Source organism: Kitasatospora sp. NPDC051164 (assembly GCF_044455625.1).
In the GTDB taxonomy this organism is placed as follows: Bacteria; Actinomycetota; Actinomycetes; order Streptomycetales; family Streptomycetaceae; genus Kitasatospora.
In genome coordinates, this window is record NZ_JBITFB010000007.1 from 67,627 (window position 1) to 85,058 (window position 17,432).

General features: G+C 70.9%; 21 protein-coding genes and 2 pseudogenes. 16 read left to right on the plus strand and 7 right to left on the minus strand.

Annotation, left to right across the window (positions count from 1 at the left end; genetic code table 11):
• Positions 1-93 precede the first annotated feature (93 nt).
• A complete protein-coding gene (locus tag ACIBEC_RS12355) occupies positions 94-1,272 on the minus strand; it encodes a TetR/AcrR family transcriptional regulator (RefSeq protein WP_360495996.1) in 1,179 nt (392 codons plus the stop codon).
• 288 nt (positions 1,273-1,560) lie between these two features.
• Between ACIBEC_RS12355 and ACIBEC_RS12360 the strand changes: the two genes are divergently transcribed.
• Positions 1,561-2,718, plus strand: a complete 1,158-nt coding sequence (locus ACIBEC_RS12360) for an acyl-CoA dehydrogenase family protein (protein WP_360495999.1) — start codon at positions 1,561-1,563, stop codon at positions 2,716-2,718.
• Between the two features lie 198 nt (positions 2,719-2,916).
• Here the strand turns inward: ACIBEC_RS12360 and ACIBEC_RS12365 are convergent, their stop codons facing one another.
• A complete protein-coding gene (locus tag ACIBEC_RS12365; RefSeq protein WP_360496002.1) occupies positions 2,917-3,180 on the minus strand; it encodes a hypothetical protein in 264 nt (87 codons plus the stop codon).
• A 135-nt stretch (positions 3,181-3,315) separates the two neighbouring features.
• Between ACIBEC_RS12365 and ACIBEC_RS12370 the strand changes: the two genes are divergently transcribed.
• Complete coding sequence (locus ACIBEC_RS12370) at positions 3,316-3,633, plus strand: cupin (RefSeq protein ID WP_360496004.1); 318 nt, start codon at positions 3,316-3,318, stop codon at positions 3,631-3,633.
• 63 nt (positions 3,634-3,696) lie between these two features.
• On the opposite strand, the gene ACIBEC_RS12375 is transcribed toward ACIBEC_RS12370, so the two are convergent.
• Positions 3,697-4,281, minus strand: coding sequence for a TetR/AcrR family transcriptional regulator (locus ACIBEC_RS12375; protein WP_360496007.1), 585 nt, complete (start codon positions 4,279-4,281; stop codon positions 3,697-3,699).
• A 123-nt stretch (positions 4,282-4,404) separates the two neighbouring features.
• Here ACIBEC_RS12375 and ACIBEC_RS12380 point away from each other — a divergent pair, with 123 nt between their 5' ends.
• From ACIBEC_RS12380 to ACIBEC_RS12405, 6 genes are all read left to right on the plus strand, one after another.
• On the plus strand, positions 4,405-5,991 hold the full coding sequence (locus ACIBEC_RS12380; protein ID WP_360496010.1) for an MFS transporter: 1,587 nt from the start codon (positions 4,405-4,407) through the stop codon (positions 5,989-5,991).
• Between the two features lie 448 nt (positions 5,992-6,439).
• Positions 6,440-7,075 carry a class I SAM-dependent methyltransferase gene (locus tag ACIBEC_RS12385; RefSeq protein WP_360496013.1) on the plus strand — a complete coding sequence of 212 codons (636 nt, stop codon included), beginning with the start codon at positions 6,440-6,442 and terminating at the stop codon, positions 7,073-7,075.
• A gap of 134 nt (positions 7,076-7,209) precedes the next feature.
• Complete coding sequence (locus ACIBEC_RS12390) at positions 7,210-7,779, plus strand: isoprenylcysteine carboxylmethyltransferase family protein (RefSeq protein ID WP_360496016.1); 570 nt, start codon at positions 7,210-7,212, stop codon at positions 7,777-7,779.
• A gap of 201 nt (positions 7,780-7,980) precedes the next feature.
• Entirely contained in the window at positions 7,981-8,262 is a 282-nt protein-coding gene (gene tatA / locus ACIBEC_RS12395) for a Sec-independent protein translocase subunit TatA (RefSeq protein WP_360496018.1), read from the plus strand.
• Between the two features lie 124 nt (positions 8,263-8,386).
• Positions 8,387-8,788, plus strand: a complete 402-nt coding sequence (locus ACIBEC_RS12400) for a response regulator transcription factor (protein ID WP_360496021.1) — start codon at positions 8,387-8,389, stop codon at positions 8,786-8,788.
• A gap of 52 nt (positions 8,789-8,840) precedes the next feature.
• Positions 8,841-9,371 (plus strand): ion channel, encoded by a 531-nt coding sequence (locus ACIBEC_RS12405; protein ID WP_360496024.1) that lies wholly within the window; start codon positions 8,841-8,843, stop codon positions 9,369-9,371.
• 157 nt (positions 9,372-9,528) lie between these two features.
• On the opposite strand, the gene ACIBEC_RS12410 is transcribed toward ACIBEC_RS12405, so the two are convergent.
• On the minus strand, positions 9,529-9,777 hold the full coding sequence (locus tag ACIBEC_RS12410; RefSeq protein WP_360496027.1) for a hypothetical protein: 249 nt from the start codon (positions 9,775-9,777) through the stop codon (positions 9,529-9,531).
• Positions 9,774-10,142 (minus strand): ATP-binding protein, encoded by a 369-nt coding sequence (locus ACIBEC_RS12415; RefSeq protein WP_360496030.1) that lies wholly within the window; start codon positions 10,140-10,142, stop codon positions 9,774-9,776. The genes ACIBEC_RS12410 and ACIBEC_RS12415 overlap by 4 nt, the downstream gene beginning before the upstream one ends.
• Before the next feature lie 241 nt (positions 10,143-10,383).
• Between ACIBEC_RS12415 and ACIBEC_RS12420 the strand changes: the two genes are divergently transcribed.
• From ACIBEC_RS12420 to ACIBEC_RS12455, 8 genes and pseudogenes are all read left to right on the plus strand, one after another.
• Positions 10,384-11,247 carry a helix-turn-helix transcriptional regulator gene (locus tag ACIBEC_RS12420; protein WP_360496033.1) on the plus strand — a complete coding sequence of 288 codons (864 nt, stop codon included), beginning with the start codon at positions 10,384-10,386 and terminating at the stop codon, positions 11,245-11,247.
• Positions 11,240-11,431: a DUF397 domain-containing protein gene (locus ACIBEC_RS12425; protein ID WP_360496036.1), complete on the plus strand. Its 192-nt coding sequence runs from the start codon at positions 11,240-11,242 to the stop codon at positions 11,429-11,431. The genes ACIBEC_RS12420 and ACIBEC_RS12425 overlap by 8 nt, the downstream gene beginning before the upstream one ends.
• A 267-nt stretch (positions 11,432-11,698) precedes the next feature.
• A complete protein-coding gene (locus tag ACIBEC_RS12430; RefSeq protein ID WP_360496039.1) occupies positions 11,699-11,905 on the plus strand; it encodes a hypothetical protein in 207 nt (68 codons plus the stop codon).
• A pseudogene (locus tag ACIBEC_RS12435) lies at positions 11,895-12,409 on the plus strand (DUF6879 family protein). Before ACIBEC_RS12430 ends, ACIBEC_RS12435 begins: the two are co-directional and overlap by 11 nt.
• Positions 12,406-13,083, plus strand: coding sequence for a helix-turn-helix transcriptional regulator (locus tag ACIBEC_RS12440; RefSeq protein WP_360496042.1), 678 nt, complete (start codon positions 12,406-12,408; stop codon positions 13,081-13,083). Before ACIBEC_RS12435 ends, ACIBEC_RS12440 begins: the two are co-directional and overlap by 4 nt.
• A gap of 1 nt (position 13,084) precedes the next feature.
• The gene (locus ACIBEC_RS12445) at positions 13,085-13,540 is read left to right on the plus strand and encodes an MvdC/MvdD family ATP grasp protein (protein WP_360496045.1); all 456 of its coding nucleotides are present in this window, start codon (positions 13,085-13,087) and stop codon (positions 13,538-13,540) included.
• 37 nt (positions 13,541-13,577) lie between these two features.
• Positions 13,578-14,057, plus strand: coding sequence for a hypothetical protein (locus tag ACIBEC_RS12450; RefSeq protein WP_360496047.1), 480 nt, complete (start codon positions 13,578-13,580; stop codon positions 14,055-14,057).
• A 335-nt stretch (positions 14,058-14,392) separates the two neighbouring features.
• A pseudogene (locus tag ACIBEC_RS12455) lies at positions 14,393-14,674 on the plus strand (protein-L-isoaspartate O-methyltransferase); the annotation flags it as partial.
• A gap of 561 nt (positions 14,675-15,235) precedes the next feature.
• Here ACIBEC_RS12455 and ACIBEC_RS12460 read toward each other — a convergent pair.
• Together ACIBEC_RS12460 and ACIBEC_RS12465 are read right to left on the minus strand one after the other, a co-directional pair.
• On the minus strand, positions 15,236-15,607 hold the full coding sequence (locus ACIBEC_RS12460; RefSeq protein ID WP_360496050.1) for a VOC family protein: 372 nt from the start codon (positions 15,605-15,607) through the stop codon (positions 15,236-15,238).
• A gap of 20 nt (positions 15,608-15,627) precedes the next feature.
• The gene (locus ACIBEC_RS12465; RefSeq protein WP_360496053.1) at positions 15,628-17,193 is read right to left on the minus strand and encodes a protein kinase; all 1,566 of its coding nucleotides are present in this window, start codon (positions 17,191-17,193) and stop codon (positions 15,628-15,630) included.
• Between the last annotated feature and the right edge of the window lie 239 nt (positions 17,194-17,432).

Here is a 17,432-nt window from a genome sequence, read left to right on the forward strand (position 1 = left end):
TCCAGGGGGCGGGCGCCCGGCCCGTGTCGCGTCTCAGGGCAGTCGAGGTCTCAGGGCAGTCAAGGTCTCAGGGCAGTCAAGGTTTCCGGGCAGTCAAGGTTTCCGGGCAGTCACGACGGTGAAGGCGGCCAGGCCAAGCACGGCCCGGCCGAGGCGCAGCAGGCAGTCCCCGAGATCCGGCCGGGCGCTGTGCGGGCGGTTCCGCACCCCGTCGTTGACCAGCGCGAACAGCGCGTGCACCCGGATCCGGGCGGCCGCCGCGTCGCACTCCGGACGCACCTGCCGCAGCAGGCCGACCCAGGTGCGCAGGAAGTCCCGCCGGAAGTCCACCGCGGCCCGCCGGTCGGGCGGGGCCAGCCGCTCCGTCTCGCTGAGCATCGCGCCCAGGTAGTCGCCGTTGCGCAGTGCGAAGCCCACGTACGCGTCCAGCCCGGCGGCCAGCGCCGCCCCGGGCCCGTCGGCGGCCGCGATCGCGCCGCCCACCTCGTGCCAGAGCCGCTCCCGGCTGCGCACCAGCGAGGCGGCGAGCAGGTGGGCCTTGCTGTCGAAGTGCCGGTACACGCTGGGGCCGGAGATGCCGACGGCGGCGCCGAGTTGATCGGTGCTGACGTTGTCGAAGCCCCGCTGGTGGAACAGCCGGACGGCCGCCGCGAGCAGTTCCTCCCGGCGGGCCTGCGGCCCGGGTTCGGGCGCCGGTCCGGCCGCGGGCTCGACGGTCGTGCCGTCCAGCGAGACCGCGAGGACGGCCGCGACCAGCTCGCGCAGCAGCGCCTCGGCACGGCGGGGCTGCGGCACGGCCGACTGGTAGGAGAGCCCGGCGCAGGCCGATAGCGCCGACCAGCAGAGCAACTCGGCGTCAGCCGACGCCAGTTCGGGACGCTCCGCACGCAGTACGACGGTCATCGGCGCGACGTCCGCGCGCAGCTCACGGCGCAGCGCGGCCCGCCGGTCCGGCGGTAGCAGCCGGGCGTCGCGCTGCACCAGGGTGCCGAGCGGGCGGTGGCCGACCGCGACGGCGGCCAGCACGGCGCCGACCTCCTCGGTGGTACGGGCCGCGCGCAGCCCTTCGGCGAGCTCGTCCAGCCCCAACCGGACGGCGCGGTCGAGCAGTTCGGGCTTGCCCCGGAAGTGCCGGTAGAGCGCGGGCGCGGTGATGCCGACCCCGGCGGCGACCTCGGTCATCGAGACCTGGTGGTAGCCGCTGCGGTGGAAGCGGTCGGCAGCCACGGCGAGGATCTGGGCACGCCGCCCGGGCGGCCGTCGGACCACCATGGCGCACCTCCCTCCCGTCCGGCCGAACACTCCGCCCGTACCGTTCCGAGCACCCCGCCCGTACGGCTTCGAACGCCCCACCCGGTGCCGTCCGGGCGCCCCACCCGGTGCCGTCCAGGCGTCGACCGAAGGCTAGCAAGGATTCACTTGGCGCCCCCGCCGACCTTGATTTCCACGCCTGTCGACTCTGGACAGCCGAAGCTACCCGGGATTAACTTGTGGGGCCATCACCTGGTACGTTCCGCCCCGCCGGCAGCTCCGGCCGGCACCGTCGAAGGGAGCGCCGCCGTGCGCCGCACCGTGTTCAACGAGGACCACGAGGCCTTCCGGGAAACCATCCGGGACTTCATCGCGGGCGAGGTCGTCCCGGTCTACGAGAGCTGGGAGGCCGAGGGCCACCCGCCGCGCGACTTCTACCGGCAGCTCGGCGCGCTAGGCGTCTACGGCATCGAGGTGCCGGAGGAGTACGGCGGCGCGGGCGAGAGCGGATTCAAGTACCAGGCGGTGATCGCCGAGGAGACCGCCCGGGCGGGCGTGAGCTTCGGCTCCTCCGGCGTGCACACCGGACTGGTGCTGCCGTACCTGCTGGAGTACGCGAACGAGGAGCAGAAGCGGCGTTGGCTGCCCGGCTTCGTCTCCGGCGACATCATGACCGCGATCGCGATGACCGAGCCGGGCGCCGGCTCCGACCTCGCGGGCATCACCACCACCGCGCGGCTCTCCGACGACGGCACCCACTACGTCCTGAACGGCGCCAAGACCTTCATCACCGGCGGCGTGCTGGCCGACCTCGTCCTGGTGGTCTGCCGCACCGCCCCGTACGACCCGGACAACCGCCGGGCCGGCCTGTCCATCCTCTGCGTGGACACCACCTCGGCGGGCTACACCGTCGGCCGCAAGCTGCAGAAGATCGGCCTGCGCACCTCGGACACCGCCGAGCTGGCCTTCAGCGACGTCAAGGTGCCGGTGGAGAACCTGCTCGGCGAGGAGGGCAAGGCCTTCTCCTACCTGACCCACAACCTGGTCCAGGAGCGCCTGGCGATCGCCGTCGGCGCGTACGCGGCGGCCGCGGCGGGGGTGCGGTTCGCGGTGCAGTACGTCAAGGACCGCAAGGTGTTCGGCAAGGCCGTGGCCGAGTTCCAGAACACCAAGTTCACCCTGGCCGACTGCGAGGCCCAGGTGGTGGCGCAGCAGTCGATGGTGGACCGCGCGCTGGAGCTGTACCAGCACGGCGAGCTGACCGTGGCCGACGCGGCCGCGGCGAAGCTGTTCTGCACCGAGTCGGCCTCCACCGTGATCGACAAGTGCCTCCAGCTGCACGGCGGTTACGGCTACATCCTGGAGTACCCGATCGCCCGGCTCTACACCGACAACCGGGTGTTCCGGATCTACGGCGGCACCAGCGAGGTCATGCGCAGCATCATCGCCAAGTCGCTCGGGCTGTAGGCCGGCCGGGTCCGCTTGGGCCCGTTCGGGTCAGTTCGGGCCCGTTCGGGTCAGTTCGGGTCAGTTCGGGCCCGGCGACGCGGCGGGCCGCACCTCCATGGCGGCCCGCTGCGCCGCTGTCCGGGGGCTGTTGTCCCGGGGGACTGATGCCCCCGGGGCTGGTGTCCGGCGGGCGGGTCGCTCAGTTGGGCGGGTCGCTCAGTTGGGCGAGCTGTGCTCGGCGCGCCAGGCCTCCCAGCCGGCCGAGGAGGCCACTCGCGCCTCGCGCAGGGCGCGGTGGGCGAGCGCGGTGGGCGGGGTCTCCAGGCCGCGCACCCAGCCGCGGCCGGCCGTGATCAGTGCCGCGCACACCATGGCCGCCCCAGTCGCGCTGAGCACGGTGCCGATCGCGGTGAGCGCCACGCCCCCGGTCACCAGTGAGCGGTTGACCTGGAACCCGTTGAAAATCTGCTTGGTCGCCATGCCTCCACGATGCGGGAAGTCGGCGAGGCCTGCACCTCGGACCGCTCGGGGTTGGCCCGCACGGGCCGGACCGCTCCGGGTGCGGGAGGCCGGGATGTCCGCGACCCTGGGCACACGGAGTGAGGAGGCGGCGCGATGCCCGATCTCGAACAGCTCGCCGTGGAACACGCCGCCCTCGCGGCCGAGAGCCCGCACGGGCGCAGCGCCCACCTGGTGCTGCACGACGGCGCCCTGCGGCAGACCGTGATCGCGCTGACCGCCGGAACCGCGCTGGACGAGCACAACCCGCCCACCGCCGGAAGCGTCCAAGTGCTGCGCGGCCGGGTCTCGCTGACCATCGCCGGGCGGCGGCTGGAGCTGTCGACCGGCCGCCTGGAGCCCGTCCCGCAGGAGCGGCACGGGCTGCTGGCGCACGTCGACTCGGTGGTGCTGCTGACCGCCGTCACGACCTGACGGCCCGGCCCGGCCCGAACCGAGCCGGCCCGAACCGAGCCGAGCCGAGCCGAACCGAACCGCTCAGCCGGACGTGAAGACGCTGGCGCTGACCAGCCGCAGCCCCCGCAGGAAGTCCTGCCCGCTGGGGGCGAGTTCGGGCGCGGCCAGCCACTGGGCGGCGTAACCGGCCAGCAGGGTCTGGTAGAAGGCGCCGCGGACGACCTCCTCCTCGGTGTCCGGCACCTCGGTCAGCCCCTGGAACAGGGCGGCGAGCCCCAGCCGGCCCTCCTTCTGTGCCTCCGTGAAGGCCTGCGCCAGGTCGGGGGCGTGCGCGGCCTGGGCTAGCGCCTCGAACTGGGCCGCCCAGAGCCCCCGGTGCTCGACGAAGACGTCCCGCAGGCCGTTCCAGACGGCGGCGAAGCGCACCTCCGGGTCGTCCGACACCTGGTTGGCGGCGAACACCACCGCGCCCAGGGCCTCCCCCATCTCGCCGATCGCCTCGATCATCGCCGCGTTGAGCAGCGCGTCCTTCGAGCCGAAGTGGTAGCCGATCGCGGCCAGGCTGACACCCGAGGCGGTGGCGATGTCGCGGGCGGTGGTGCGCCCGTAGCCCTTCTCGTACAGGCAGCGCTTGGCGCCTGCCATCAGGTCTTCGCGGTTTCCCATGCCCCCGATCCTACGGAAGGACTGCACAGATGTCTTGCACGCTCGTCTTGCACCAATGTCTTGCACGAGCGATTTACACATACGTACTAGACAAGCGTCTGACACGCTCGTACTGTCTACCTCATGACCGCAACCACCGGCCGCGCAGGCCGTCGCGAATGGATCGGCCTGGCCGTCCTCCTGCTCCCGACCCTCGTCCTCGCCATGGACATGGGCGTGCTCTTCTTCGCCGTCCCCTACATCTCCACCACGCTGGCGCCGAGCGGCACCCAGCAGCTGTGGATCATGGACATGTACTCGTTCCTGCTGGCCGGGCTGCTCATCACGATGGGATCGCTGGGCGACCGGATCGGCCGCCGCCGGCTGCTGATGATCGGCTCCACCGGTTTCATCGGCGCCTCGCTGCTGGCCGCCTGGTCGCACGACGCCAACCAGCTGATCGCGGCCCGCGCCCTGCTCGGCACCGCCGGGGCCACCGTGATGCCCTCGACCCTCGCGCTGATCCGCAACATGTTCCACGACCCCAAGCAGCGGCAGATCGCCCTCGGCGCCTGGGGCGGCATCCTCACCGCCGGGGCCACCCTCGGCCCGGTCACCGGCGGCCTGCTGCTCGACCACTTCTGGTGGGGCTCGGCCCTCCTGCCCGCCGTCCCGGTGATGGCCCTGGTGCTGCTGACCGCGCCCGCCCTGCTCCCCGAGTACCGCGCCACCGCCCGCACCGGCCGCTTCGACCTGCTCGGCGCCGCGCTCTCGCTGGCCGCGATCCTGCCGCTCGTCTACGGGATCAAGACCCTCGCCATCGAGGGCTGGAGCACGCTCCCCGCGCTCGCCGTTCCGGCCGGCCTGCTGCTCGCCGCCGCGTTCGTGTGGCGTCAGCGCACCGCCGCGAACCCGCTGCTCGACCTGAGCCTGTTCCGGATCCGCACCTTCAGCGGCGCGATCAGCGTCAACACCATCGCGATGTTCGCGATGATGGGCTTCTCCCTCTTCACCTCGCAGTACCTGCAGCTGGTCAAGGGCATGAGCCCGCTGATCGCCTCGCTCTGGTCGCTGGTGCCGAGCGTCGGCGTCGGCGCGGCGGTCGGGATCAGCTCGGCGCTGGCCGGCAAGGTCCGCCCGGCGGTCCTGATGGGCGGCGGGTTCCTGATCGGCGCGGTCGGCTTCGCGATGATGACGCAGGTCGGCGCGCACTCCCCGCTCGCGCTCATCCTCACCGCGGCGGGAGTGCTGGCCGCCGGGACCGTCGGCACCATGACGATGACCGCCGAGATGGTCGTCTCCGCCGCCCCGGTCGAGCAGGCCGGCGCCGCCGCCGCCACCTCGGAGACCGCAGTCGAGCTCGGCAGCTCCCTCGGCATCGCTCTGCTCGGCGCGGCCGGCGCCGCGGTCTACCGCCACCAGCTGGACGGCGCCCTCCCGACGGGCGTCGACGGCGAGGCCGCCCGGACCGCCCGGGACACGCTCGGCGGCGCGGTCACCGTGGCCGCCCACCTGCCCGGCCGGCTCGGCGCCGACCTGCTGGAGACCACCCGCGCCGCCTTCACCGACGGCCTGCACGTCGCCGCCGGGGTCGGCGGGGTCCTCGCCCTCGGCGCCGCGCTCCTGGCCTACCGCCTGATGCGCCACCTCCCGGCCGCCGCCCCCACCCCGGCCCCCGAGACCGAGGCTGAGCCCGAGACCGAGGCCAAGCCCGCCACCGTCACCGTCTGACCCACCCCGGCCCGATCCACGCGAGTCATCGAGAGCCCCCGCCCACACCAGGGCAGGGGCTCTCCGCCGTCTCCGACGGCTGGATCCACATCTGCCGGTGTCGCGGCGGTTGCCGACTGACATGACCCAGACGACCAACACGCCGGCCTCGACCGTGTAGACGACCCGGTACTCAGTCGCCATCGGGCGTGGTGCGCCTGAAGGGCCTTGATGTCGAACGCCGAGGCGTCGCCGGCGTCCAGCGCCCTCTGGAGTTCGATGAGTCGGTGGAGGATCCGGACCACATCCGACCTGGGCACCTTGAGAAGCTCCCGCTGAGCGCGCTGGCTGAACCGCGTGACGTACCCCATCGCGATCAGCCGTGGTGCTCGCGAAGGATGGCGGCCATCGACTCGATCACTGGCTCAGTCATGCCGCATATTCGCCTCGGCGTGCCAGGGTGAGCGGCATGGGTGCTGATCGGGCGCGGGTGCGCGGGAGTTACGACACGGTGGCGGCGGAGTACCTGGAGCGGGTCGGGGGTGAGCTGGCGTACAAGGCGGTGGACCGGGCGCTGCTGGGGGTGGTCCTGGAGGAGGCGGCCGGCGGGGTGGTGGCGGACCTGGGGTGCGGGCCCGGGCACGTGGCGGGGTGGCTGGCCGGGCACGGCGCCGAGGTGGTCGGGGTCGACCTCTCTCCGCGCATGGTCGAGCTGGCCCGGCGCGAGCAGCCGAAGGCCGCGTTCCGCACCGGCGACCTGCTGGCGCTGCCCGCCGCCGACGGGGAGTTCGCGGCCGCGGTGGCGCTGTACTCGGTGATCCACCTGGAGCCGGACGAGTTGGCGCCCGCGTTCGCCGAGATGCGGCGGGTGCTGCGGCCCGGCGGGGTGCTGCTGGTCTCCTTCCACCTGGGCGCCGAGGTGCGGCGGATGGAGGAGTGGTGGGGCCACCCAGTGGACGTGGACTTCCACTTCCTGGAGACCGGCACCGTCGCCGACCGCCTCGCCGGAGCCGGGTTCACCGTCGAAGCGCGGATGGAGCGCGACGGCCTGCCCGAGGAGGCCCCCACCCGGCGCGGCTACCTGCTGGCGCGACGGACGGAGTGAGCGGGGCGGGCGGCGGCGGACGCAATGAGCGTCCACCCCGGGGTGGACGCACCACCGTCCACCCCGGGGTGGGTGCGCCGGCGACCCCACGGGAGCACCGTGGAAGGGTCCCTCCGACCGCCGGGAGCCGCCCCATGTCCGTGCCCACCCTCCTCTCCCTCCTCGGCGTCCTGTGCTGGGTCGCCTACGAGCTGCTGCTGCGCCGGCGCGCGGACGCCGCCGCCGGCACCTGGCACGCGGACCGGCGCGACCGCGGCTCGACCCGGCTGCTGCTCGGCTGCTACTGCACCTCGGCGCTGGTCGTGGTGCTGTTCGACCGTGGCTCGATCGGCCAACTGCCGGCCTGGGCACGCTGGTTCGGGGTCGCGACGGTCGCCGTCGGGCTGGCGCTACGGGCCTGGGGCATGCGCACCCTGGGCGCCTACTACACCCGCACCCTGCGCACCGTGGACACCCAGCGGGTCGTCCGCACCGGCCCGTACCGGCTGATCCGCCACCCCGGCTACGCCGGCAGCCTGCTGGTCTGGATCGGCTACGCCCTCGGCACCGACAGCTGGGCGGCGGCCCTGGTGGTCGCGGCGCTGCTGTCCGCCGCGTACGGCTGGCGGATCGCCGCCGAGGAGCGGCTGCTGCTGGACTCGTTCGGGAACGAGTACGCGGAGTACCGCCGGGTGTCCAAGCGACTCGTGCCATTCGTCTACTGATCGCACCGGGGCGGGCTGCGGATGCGGACTCCGCCCGGGCCCTCCGGACTCCGCCGTCTCACAATCCGCTCGAGCGGCACCTGGTTTTTGGCCAGCGTTTCCCGGCCGGTGTATCCGTTCGCCGTGAGGGCCAGGCATACTGGCCAGCACGGGCTCTAGCGCCCGCCATGACTCTAGACAAGAAGGGACCGGTGGCCAGGGATGCTGCGGAACGGTCTTGAGCCCTGGCACATCTTCGTGGTGCTGGCGGTCGTCATCCTGCTGTTCGGATCGAAGAAGCTGCCGGAGATGGCACGCGGCCTGGGCAAGTCGATGCGCATCCTGAAGGCCGAGACGAAGGCCATGCGCGAGGACGAGACCCCGGTGGACGCCGGCACCGCGCAGAGCACCGCCGCTCCCCAGCAGAGCGCGGACCGTCCGGCCGTCACGCCGACAAACGTGACCAAGGCCGAGAACACGAAGCGGCCCGAGACGAACATCTGAGTCTCCCCCTTCTCCGGAAAGCCCCTGGTGAACCCACCAGGGGCTTTCCGCTGTCCGGGGGGCGCTCGCCCCACCGAAACCCGCCTGCTGAGGTGCTACGGCGGGTCCCGACGAGCCGGTCGTCGTGCTGACCACATTCGACGACGACCGGCTCTACCCCGCCCTGGCCGCCGGGGCCTGCGGGTTCCTCGCCAAGGACGTCGAACCGGCCGCGGCACCGGACGCCGTCCGGCGGGCAGCGGCCGGCGACAGCCCGTACAGCCCGTCCGTACTGCGCCGGGTGGTCGCCCGGGCGTCGGCCGACTGGACGGGACCGGAGCGGCGGGAGGCGGTGGCCAGATTCACCGAGCGGGAGGGCGAGGTGCTGCGACATCTGGCGGAAGGGCTCTCGAACGGCGAGATCGCCGACCGGATGCACCTCGGGGTGACGACGGTGAAGACCCACGTGTCGAGTCTGATGACCAAGGCCGACAGCCCGAACCGGGTCCGGCTGGCAGTACTGGCGATCCAGCAGGGGCTCACCTGAACGGAGCAGGCGGACGGGCGGCGCGGGCGGCTGACGGGAAAGGCTGGGCGGGATGTCCGAGAACCCGCCTCCGCCACCGCCACCCGCCGATGTGCGGGCCTGGTCGGGGATGCTGGGCGCGTTCACGCTCCTGATGGTCGCGTACTTCACGCTGCCGCTGGAGTGGTTGGGCGAACGGCGGCCGGTGCTGAGCTGGGCAGTGTTCGCGGGGGCGCTGGTCGGAATGACCTGGTTGATGCTGGTCAAGATCGCGGGTGTGCTGCTGGGGACGGTGAAGCGGCCGGTGGTCTGGCTGGCCTTCCTGATCTGCCTGGCAGTGACCATCTTCTCGGCGACGTACTACGTGCTGGGATCGCACAAGGCCGAGTTCGCCGGGCTGGAAACCCGGCTCGACGCGCTGTACTTCACGGTCGTGACACTGGCGACGGTGGGCTACGGCGACATCACGGCCTCGGGGCAGTCGGCCCGATTCGTGGTGATCCTGCAGATCGGGTACAACTTCGTGTTCCTCGCGGCAGCGGCCGGGACGGCGTCCCGGACGATCCGGGGGAACGTGGAGCGGCGCATCCGGAAGAAGAGCTGACTCGGGGATTCGGCGCGGCGGGCCTGTGCACGCGACCCGCCACACATCCGGTCGGTCTAGCTGTCCTCGTCGGGCGGGGCCACGCGGAGGGCGGTGACAACACCCAGGGCGACGGTCGCGAAGGCGAGGGCGAGGAGGACCGCGAACGCGGTCGCGATCAGGATTCGCACGAGGCGTCCCGCTCGGCGTCCAGGAGGAGCACGAGCAGGTTCAGGAGGGTCGAGGCCGGCGCCGTGTTGAAACGGACGAGGACCCGGCCGTCCATGGTCCGGTCGGTGGCGGCCGAAGGCCAGATCAGGCCGAACTTCCGTCCGCGCTCCTGAACTTCGGCCAGAAGGGTGCGGATGTGGTCGTCCGTGTAGTGCCGGATCCGGGGGTCGGTCGGCAGCATCGGCCGGCGGTTCACGCGGCGGAGTCCAGCTCGCACTCGAACCAGACACACTTGCCGCGCTCCTGGGGAAGGACGCCCCAGCGGCGGGTGAGGCCGGCAACGAGCTGGAGACCTCGGCCGGACTCGGAGAGCGGGGAGGGGGTCTGTTCGATGGGGAGGACGGGGCTCTCGTCGGAGACCGAGACCCGGAGGACCTTGCCGAGGAAGAGGATGTGGATGATCGGCGCGGGGGTGTTCCCGTGCCGCCAGGCATTCATCAACAGCTCACAGAGGGCGAGTTCGGCGTCGAAGGTGGCCGAGGACGGCCACCCCGCGCGGACCATCGCGTCCCGGAGGGACTGGCGGGTGAGGGCGAAGGAGGGCGTGTTCAGGTGACGCATGGGAGATCTCCCGGGCGTGATTGAGAAGGAAGAACCAGCGGACACGTCGCCGTGAGCCAGGCCAGGCAGATGGGCATGGCTGCTCTGCGGTGCGGACAGCGCGCATTACTGACGATCCGTCGGATCGCTGTGAGAACGACCATAGCGCAGCCTGACTTCAATTGAAGGCAATCAGGCTCAGGTTCCCCCTTCCGTGCGAAGCGCGGCAGACTGGCCCCACGCGCCCCACCGAGAGGACACCATGCCGCTACGCCGCGAACCGACCTTGCGCCAGCGTCGCTTGGGCGCAGAGATGCGAAGGATGCGAGAGCAGGCCGGCCTCGGCGGTAGTCAGCTCGCCCGCGAACTCGGACTGAACCCCACCCAGGTGACACAGATGGAGATGGGGAAAATCGGAGTCAGTGCCGAACGCCTGCGCACGGTCGCCGCAGCATGCAGCTGCTCCAACACTCCCCTCATCGACGCTCTCGCCGAGATTGCCACCGAGCGTAGGAAGGGATGGTGGGAGGAGTACCGCGAAGCGGTCTCCTCAGACCTGCTCGACCTCGCAGAGCTTGAGGACTCGGCGATGAAACTCATCGCCTACACGATCACGTTCGTGCCTGGGCTACTGCAGACAAACGACTACGCCGCCTCGGTCTTCGCCCGGGCGATCCCGCCCCTTCCCCAGCACGAAGTCGGTGTCCGGATGGGTTTCAGGATGAAGCGGCAACAGATCATCCGCCCGCATGGGGCGCCCTACCGCGCGTTCATCCACGAGGCTGCCCTCCGCATGCAGTTCAGCGGCCCGAAGGTACTCGCCGAACAGCTCGACGCTCTCATCAGGCACGCCGAGAGCCCTGAGGTCTCGATCCGCGCAGTACCGTTCGACATCGAGTCCCTGCCCGGCCCAAGCGAGAACTTCATCTACGCGGAAGGTCCCGTGCCCGAGCTGGACTCAGTTCAAATCGACACCACCCACAACAGCCTGATCCTCGACTCTCCGGCACCACTCGCGAGCTACCGCGAGATCCTCGCCCGGATGGCGTCCGTTGCACTCTCGGAGGAGGAGTCACGAGACTTCATCCGGCAGATCAAGAAGGAGATAGAGAGCAAGCATGGATAACTCCATGTGGCAGAAGTCCAGCTACTCCGGCGCAAACAATGCGTGCGTGGAGGTCCGCGCGGTCGGCAGCCTGATCGAACTCCGCGAGTCCGACGAGGGCGACCTAATCCTCCGCACCACCCCCGCCACCTTCGCCACCCTCCTCCACGGCATCAAAGCCGGCGAGTTCGACCGCCACGCCTGAACTCCCACTCCGCGCAGGAAGTCGGCCCGCCCGACTTCCTGCGCCAAGCACCCCTTGCGTTCCGGCCAGCGAGGACGTGAAGACAGAACCCGGCGTACAGGCCATCTGCTTGGCTGGGCAGTGACTGGCGGGCACCCACATGATCAGGTCACCCGATCCGGTGACCTCGGACCGGTTTCCCGTTCTCTCAACTGTCAAGCCTTGACCAGCAGTCACGGCCTCGAGAGCATCGAGCGGGAAGCCAGCCGCAGGAGAGGGAGCTCAACTATGAAGCTGACACGCCTTGCTGGGGAGTGCGAGAAGGGAACGTGCCCGACCGTGTACGCGGTGGACGGCACGGAAGACCTCATCATCCAGGGACACACGGTGGACGGCCCTGAGGCGCTGACGACGATCGGACTCCCGGCCGGAGAGTTCGCGGTTCGCATTCCGGCTTCGTTGATTCGGAGGATTCCCAGCGAGCATCTCGCATGAATACTTCGAGAACTTTTTCTCGACATTCCAGCGCTCAGCATTCCGGCTCGAAACACTGAATGACTACACCGGTTCATCGGACGCGGATCACCTTCGGCTGTTCCTCAATGGTGAACCGCAGCCGACAGACTACAACCAGGACTAGCGGACGAGGTCCGGGCGAACACCAGCAGTGGCAAACGAATGTATCGGGTCCACATCCTCTCGCGCCCGCTGACGCCCCACCTCCGGTACGAGCTTGGCTGGGGATACGCCAAGAACGCCACGGCCGGTGAGGAGTTCTTCATCCTCGACGCCACCGAGCAGCCCAACCCACTCGAAGGCGTTCCCGATTTCTGGGCATTCGACGAGTCGACGGTCGTCACTATGCGGTACGACGACAGCGGAACCTTCCGCGACGCCGACAAAGAGCCGACAGCGGAAAAGTGGCTCGGGTACCGCGACATCGCCCTGAGCCATTCGATGCCGTTCGCCGAGTGGTGGGAGCGGTACGGAAACGAGTGAGAGGCATAGATCTCGGTAAAGCACTGCGGGAACTGCGGCAGGCCAGCGGGAAGGAGGCCAAAGCAGTCGCCCGCAGCGCTGCCATGTCTCCGAGCAAGCTGAGCAAGATCGAGACCGGACGTCTCGCGCCCAGCGTCATCGACGTGGAACGCATCCTGACGGCCTTGGAAGTGCCGGAGGAGGCCAAGGCCCGTCTGACCGAAGCAGCGCGAGCTATCGCCACGGAGGCCACGGCATGGCGAATCTTCCGCCGGGCCGGCCTACACAAGCATCGGGACGAGATCAGGGCGATAGAGGCGCAGACGCAGTGTCTTCGCGTCTTCCAGCCCTCGTGCATCCGATGCCCTGGGGAAGATGATCTGCAGCCGATTGCGCCGCCAGGAAATGTGGAGTCCCGGCTGCCGATGGGGGCAGCCGGAGCGACGCCCATGCCTGAACTGGACGGCGTGCGGGGCGCGGAGAGCCCGTTCGCGTTCCGGTTCCTGGTGCCGGTCACCGGGGCTGGGGGAATCCTGCCCGCCGATATCGGCTACAACGACGCAACGCAGACCTGCACGTACGAGGGCCTGCCACCCGGCGTCTACATGACCAGCACCCCGCCCAAGACGTTCGGCCCGACGCAGCCATCCGGGCAGATGGACGCGCCGGACGACCCGGGAAGCAGCAACGACTGAGATGACGATCGCCGATGCCGTCCTCGTGCTCACGGGGGCGTTCGATCCCACCGCCGATCTCGTGATCGAGGAGCTGAACCGGCGCGGAACACCCGTCTTCCGGGCGGACACGGCGTGGTTCCCGTCGAGGCTGGCCCTGGCGGCCAGCCTCGACGGGGCTTCCGGCTGGTCCGGAACGCTGGCAACGAAATGTCGCACGCTCGACCTCGCAGCCGTGCGCGCGGTCTACTACCGTCGGCCGACCGCACCGGAGTTCCCGGAGTCGATGCCTGCCGAGGCCCGCACCGTGGCCTCCGCAGAGGCCCGACGCGGGTTCGGCGGATTGCTGTCGGCATTGTCCTGCCGCTGGTTGCCACCGCCGGGCCGGGCCGCCGACGCGGAGTACAAGCCGTTCCAGCTCCGCGTGGCGGCCGAATCGGGATTGAGTCCCACGGACGCTGATCACCAACCAGCCTGAGGCCGCAAGGGAGTTCGAAGCCGAGATTGCGGCGGCCGTGGTCTACAAGCCCTTCACGCCTATTCGTGGGACGCTCGATGGCGAATCGGTCGCCGTGTACGCGAGCGTACTGGAACCGGAAGACGTCGATCACCCGTCGATCTCCACCACGGCGCACCTGTTCCAGGAATGGGTGCCCAAGTCCCACGAGGTACGACTCACCGCTGTCGACGGCCGGCTGTTCACCGCCGAGATCCATGCGAAGTCGGCAACGGCTCACGTCGATTGGCGCAGCGACTACGACAGTCTGTTCTACCGAGCCTGTGAACCACCTGCCGCCGTGGCGGCCGGAGTTCATCGGATGCTCTCCCGGCTCGGCCTCCCCTACAGCGCGTTCGACTTCGTCGTATCGCCCTCGGGTGACTGGACGTTCCTCGAGGTGAACCCCAACGGGCAGTACGGATTCATCGAGCAGGCAACCGGCCTGCCTATCACCGCTGCCATCTGCGACTACCTGGAAGGGATCAACGGGACGTGACCACCGCCTGCTACGACGAGGATCAACTACTGCAGGCCCGCATCAGGTTGGCCTCAGAGATCGAGCGGAGCAGTCCGGCGCTGTCCTCACGGGTGGTCGAGGGGTTCCTCAATGTGCCCCGGCACCCGTTCGTGCCGGTGTTCTACCGAATTGATGGCAAGCTCCACCGTCCTTGGCGTGGATGCGACTTCGCAGATGGCGCGTGGCTGCGGGAGGTGTACGCGGACCGGGTGCTGGTGACCGAAGTCGACGGCGTGCATGCGGAGGACGCGGGGCCTGAGGGACAGAGTGGGGTGGCGACGTCTTCGTCCACGCTGCCGAGTCTGATGGCGGACATGCTCGACGGACTGGATGTCCGGCCAGGCGACCGAGTGCTGGAGATCGGGACGGGGACGGGCTACAACGCCGCGCTGCTCTGCAACCTGGCCGAAGCGTCGGGCGTCACCACGGTCGACCGCACCGATCAGCTGGTGGGCGCCGCCCGGGCTCGGCTCCGCATCGCCGGCTTTGAGCCGACCGTCGTACTCGGCGACGGTGCGGGCGGACACGCGAGCGGAGAGCCGTACGACCGGATCATCTCCACCTGTGGCGTCCGTCGCGTCCCCCAGCCCTGGATCGACCAGTGCGCGCCAGGGGGTCTCATCGTCGCCCCGGTCGGCGGTGCGGTGGCCAGGCTGACCAAGCTGCCGGACGGGCGTGCGGCCGGGCGGTTCCTCCACCGCCCGGCCGCCTTCATGCCGCTGCGCTCGGGCCACGAGTCCAGCCCGCCGGTTCCCGAACCGCAGGGCAGCGAGCTGACGACGGAGACCGGCGCCCGCGTCCTGGACGACTCCGGGTTCTCCTTCTGGGCGGGCCTCCACCTCGGGTCGGCGGTCATCCGCGATGGCAGCACCCTCCACGACCCCACGGACGGCTCCGCTGCCCACGTACGGGACCATCCCAACGGCTCGTCCACGGTCGCGGTCAGCGGCCCGCGCGATCGTGGCAGAGCATCGAGGCTGCCCATCGGAGCTGGCTCGACCAGAATCGGCCGCGCCGTGAATGGTTCACCATCGAAGCCGGGCCTGAGGGCCAGTTCGTCTACTACACGGCGCCGGGCGGTGCCTCGATCAGGTGGAGCCTCTGACGGATGGGGTACCACACAGGAATATCCACAGACTGTGGACAACGTCGTGGATTCAGGAGTGGCTGGTGTCGATGACGCAGAAGCGGTTGCCCTCAGTGTCTGCAAGGACGACGAAGTCCGGGTCCTCGGGGTAGAGGTCCCACTCCACGCGCTCGGCTCCGAGGGCGAGCAGGCGTTCGACCTCGGCGGCTTGGTCCTCGGCGTCCCCGGCGTAGAGGTCGAGGTGGACGCGAGGGTGGTCCTGGACGGGGGACTCGCTGAGGCCGAGGGCGAGCTGTACGCCGCCGCCCTCGGCGGGTTCGAGGACCGTCCAGTCGTCCTCGACCAGGCCGCCGCGCGGGACGTAGTCGAGCGCCGCCGCCCAGAAGGCGACGGCGCGGGGCATGTCGGAGACACCGAGGACGAGGGAACCGATCGTCAGCATCCCGCCATTGTGGCGGACCGTCAGTCGTCCTGGAGGTCGGCGGCGGTGTGGAGGGTGGCGAACAGGGCCGAGAGGCGGGCATTCCAGTTGGCGTAGGTGGGGGCGTCGATGGCGTGCTTCTTGGCCATGTCCTTGATCACCCGCTGGGCGTTCTTGAGCTCCTGCGCCGCCTCGTCCGGGTTGCCCTCGTTGAGGCGGGCGGATGAGGCGTCGAGGATCCTCAGCAGCTCCACCTGCTTGTCGCGCTCCTTGGGGACCTGGGCCTGGGCCACCGCCTGCCGGAAGGACTGGAGCTGCAGCGCCGCCGGCTGGTTGCGCGGGACGGCCTGGGTGGGTGTCGGGGCCGCCGGCGGGGTGGTGGGGGCGGCGGAGGGTGCGGTCCCCGCCGGGGTGGGCTTCGCGGCCGGGCCGGGGGCGGTGGCAGCCGGGGGCGCCTTGGTGGCGGCGGCGTTACCCGCCGGGCCGTCGAAGGCGGTGAGGGCCAGGGCGGTGACGCCGGCGAGGCCCGCTATGCCCAGCGCGCCGAGGACGAGGGGCTTGCGGCGGCTGGTGCGGGCGGGAGCCGGGGCAGGGGCAGGCGCCGGGGCGGGGGCAACCGGAGCCGGAGCCGGGACCGGTGCCATCACCGAGGTGGCGGCAGGGGCTTGGGGCGGCAGCAGGGTGGTGTGCTGCTGGTTCGGTGCGACTGCGCCCGGGACGGGGACGGGCGGCAGCATCTGCGTCGGAGCGGCCGTGGCCAGCAGTTCGGCCGTCGGGTCGCCGACGACCAACCCGGGGACGGTGGCCAGCAGTTCGGCCCGGGCAGCAGAGGCGTCGGCCGGCCGGCCGGCCGGGTCCTTGGCGAGCAGCCGCAGCACCGCCGCATCCAGGGCGGGTGGCAGGCCGGGGCGCCGCCCGGACGGCGGCAGGGGCTGCTCACTGACGTGCTTGAAGGCGATCGCCACCGGAGTCTCGGCCGTGAACGGGGTCGCGCCGGTGAGCATCTCGGTCAGCACGCAGCCGACCGCGTACAGGTCGGTCCGCCCGTCCAGCGCCGACGCGGTGGCCTGCTCGGGCGACAGGTACGCCGCCGTCCCGAGCACGCTCGCGGTCTGGGTCAGGTTGCCGGAGGAGCCGGCCCGGGCGATGCCGAAGTCGACGACCTTCACACCACCGTCGTCGGTGATCATGATGTTCCCGGGCTTGATGTCCCGGTGCACCAGCCCGGCGGCGTGCGCGACCGCCAGCGCCTCGCAGACCGCCGCCGCGATGCCGATCGCCCGCTCCACCGGCAACTGGGGCTGCTGCGCCAGCACGGCGGCCAGCGAACGGCCGTTGACCAGCTCCATGACGATGAACGGGGTGCCCTGGTCCACGCCCGAGTCGAAGACCATGACGATCCGGGGGTGCGCCAGCATGGCGGCGTGCTGCGCCTCGCGGCTGAAGCGCTCGGCGAAGCGGGGGTCGTCGGCGAGGCCTCCGTTGAGGACCTTCACGGCCACCTGGCGGCCCAGCACGCGATCGACGCCGCGCCAGACGGTGGCCATGCCGCCGACGCCGAGCATGTCGACGAGTTCGTAACGCCCGTTCAGCGCCCGTCCGATCACCTGGAGCTCCCCTCACGTGCCCTGCCCGGGGTCCCGGGCCGCCTCGTGCACCCGTGCACGATAGCCGTACGGCCTTGCGACCCGGCCGGGGGCGGAGGGGGGCAGCCGGGGGACCGGGCAGCGGTCCCCCGGCCGCCGGCGCGGGGGTGGGGGGCGGCCCCGCGGGGGGGGGGGGGGGCGGCCCCGTAGCGGGGGGGGGGGGCGGGGGGGGGGCCGGGGGGGGGGCGTGGCCGGGCCGC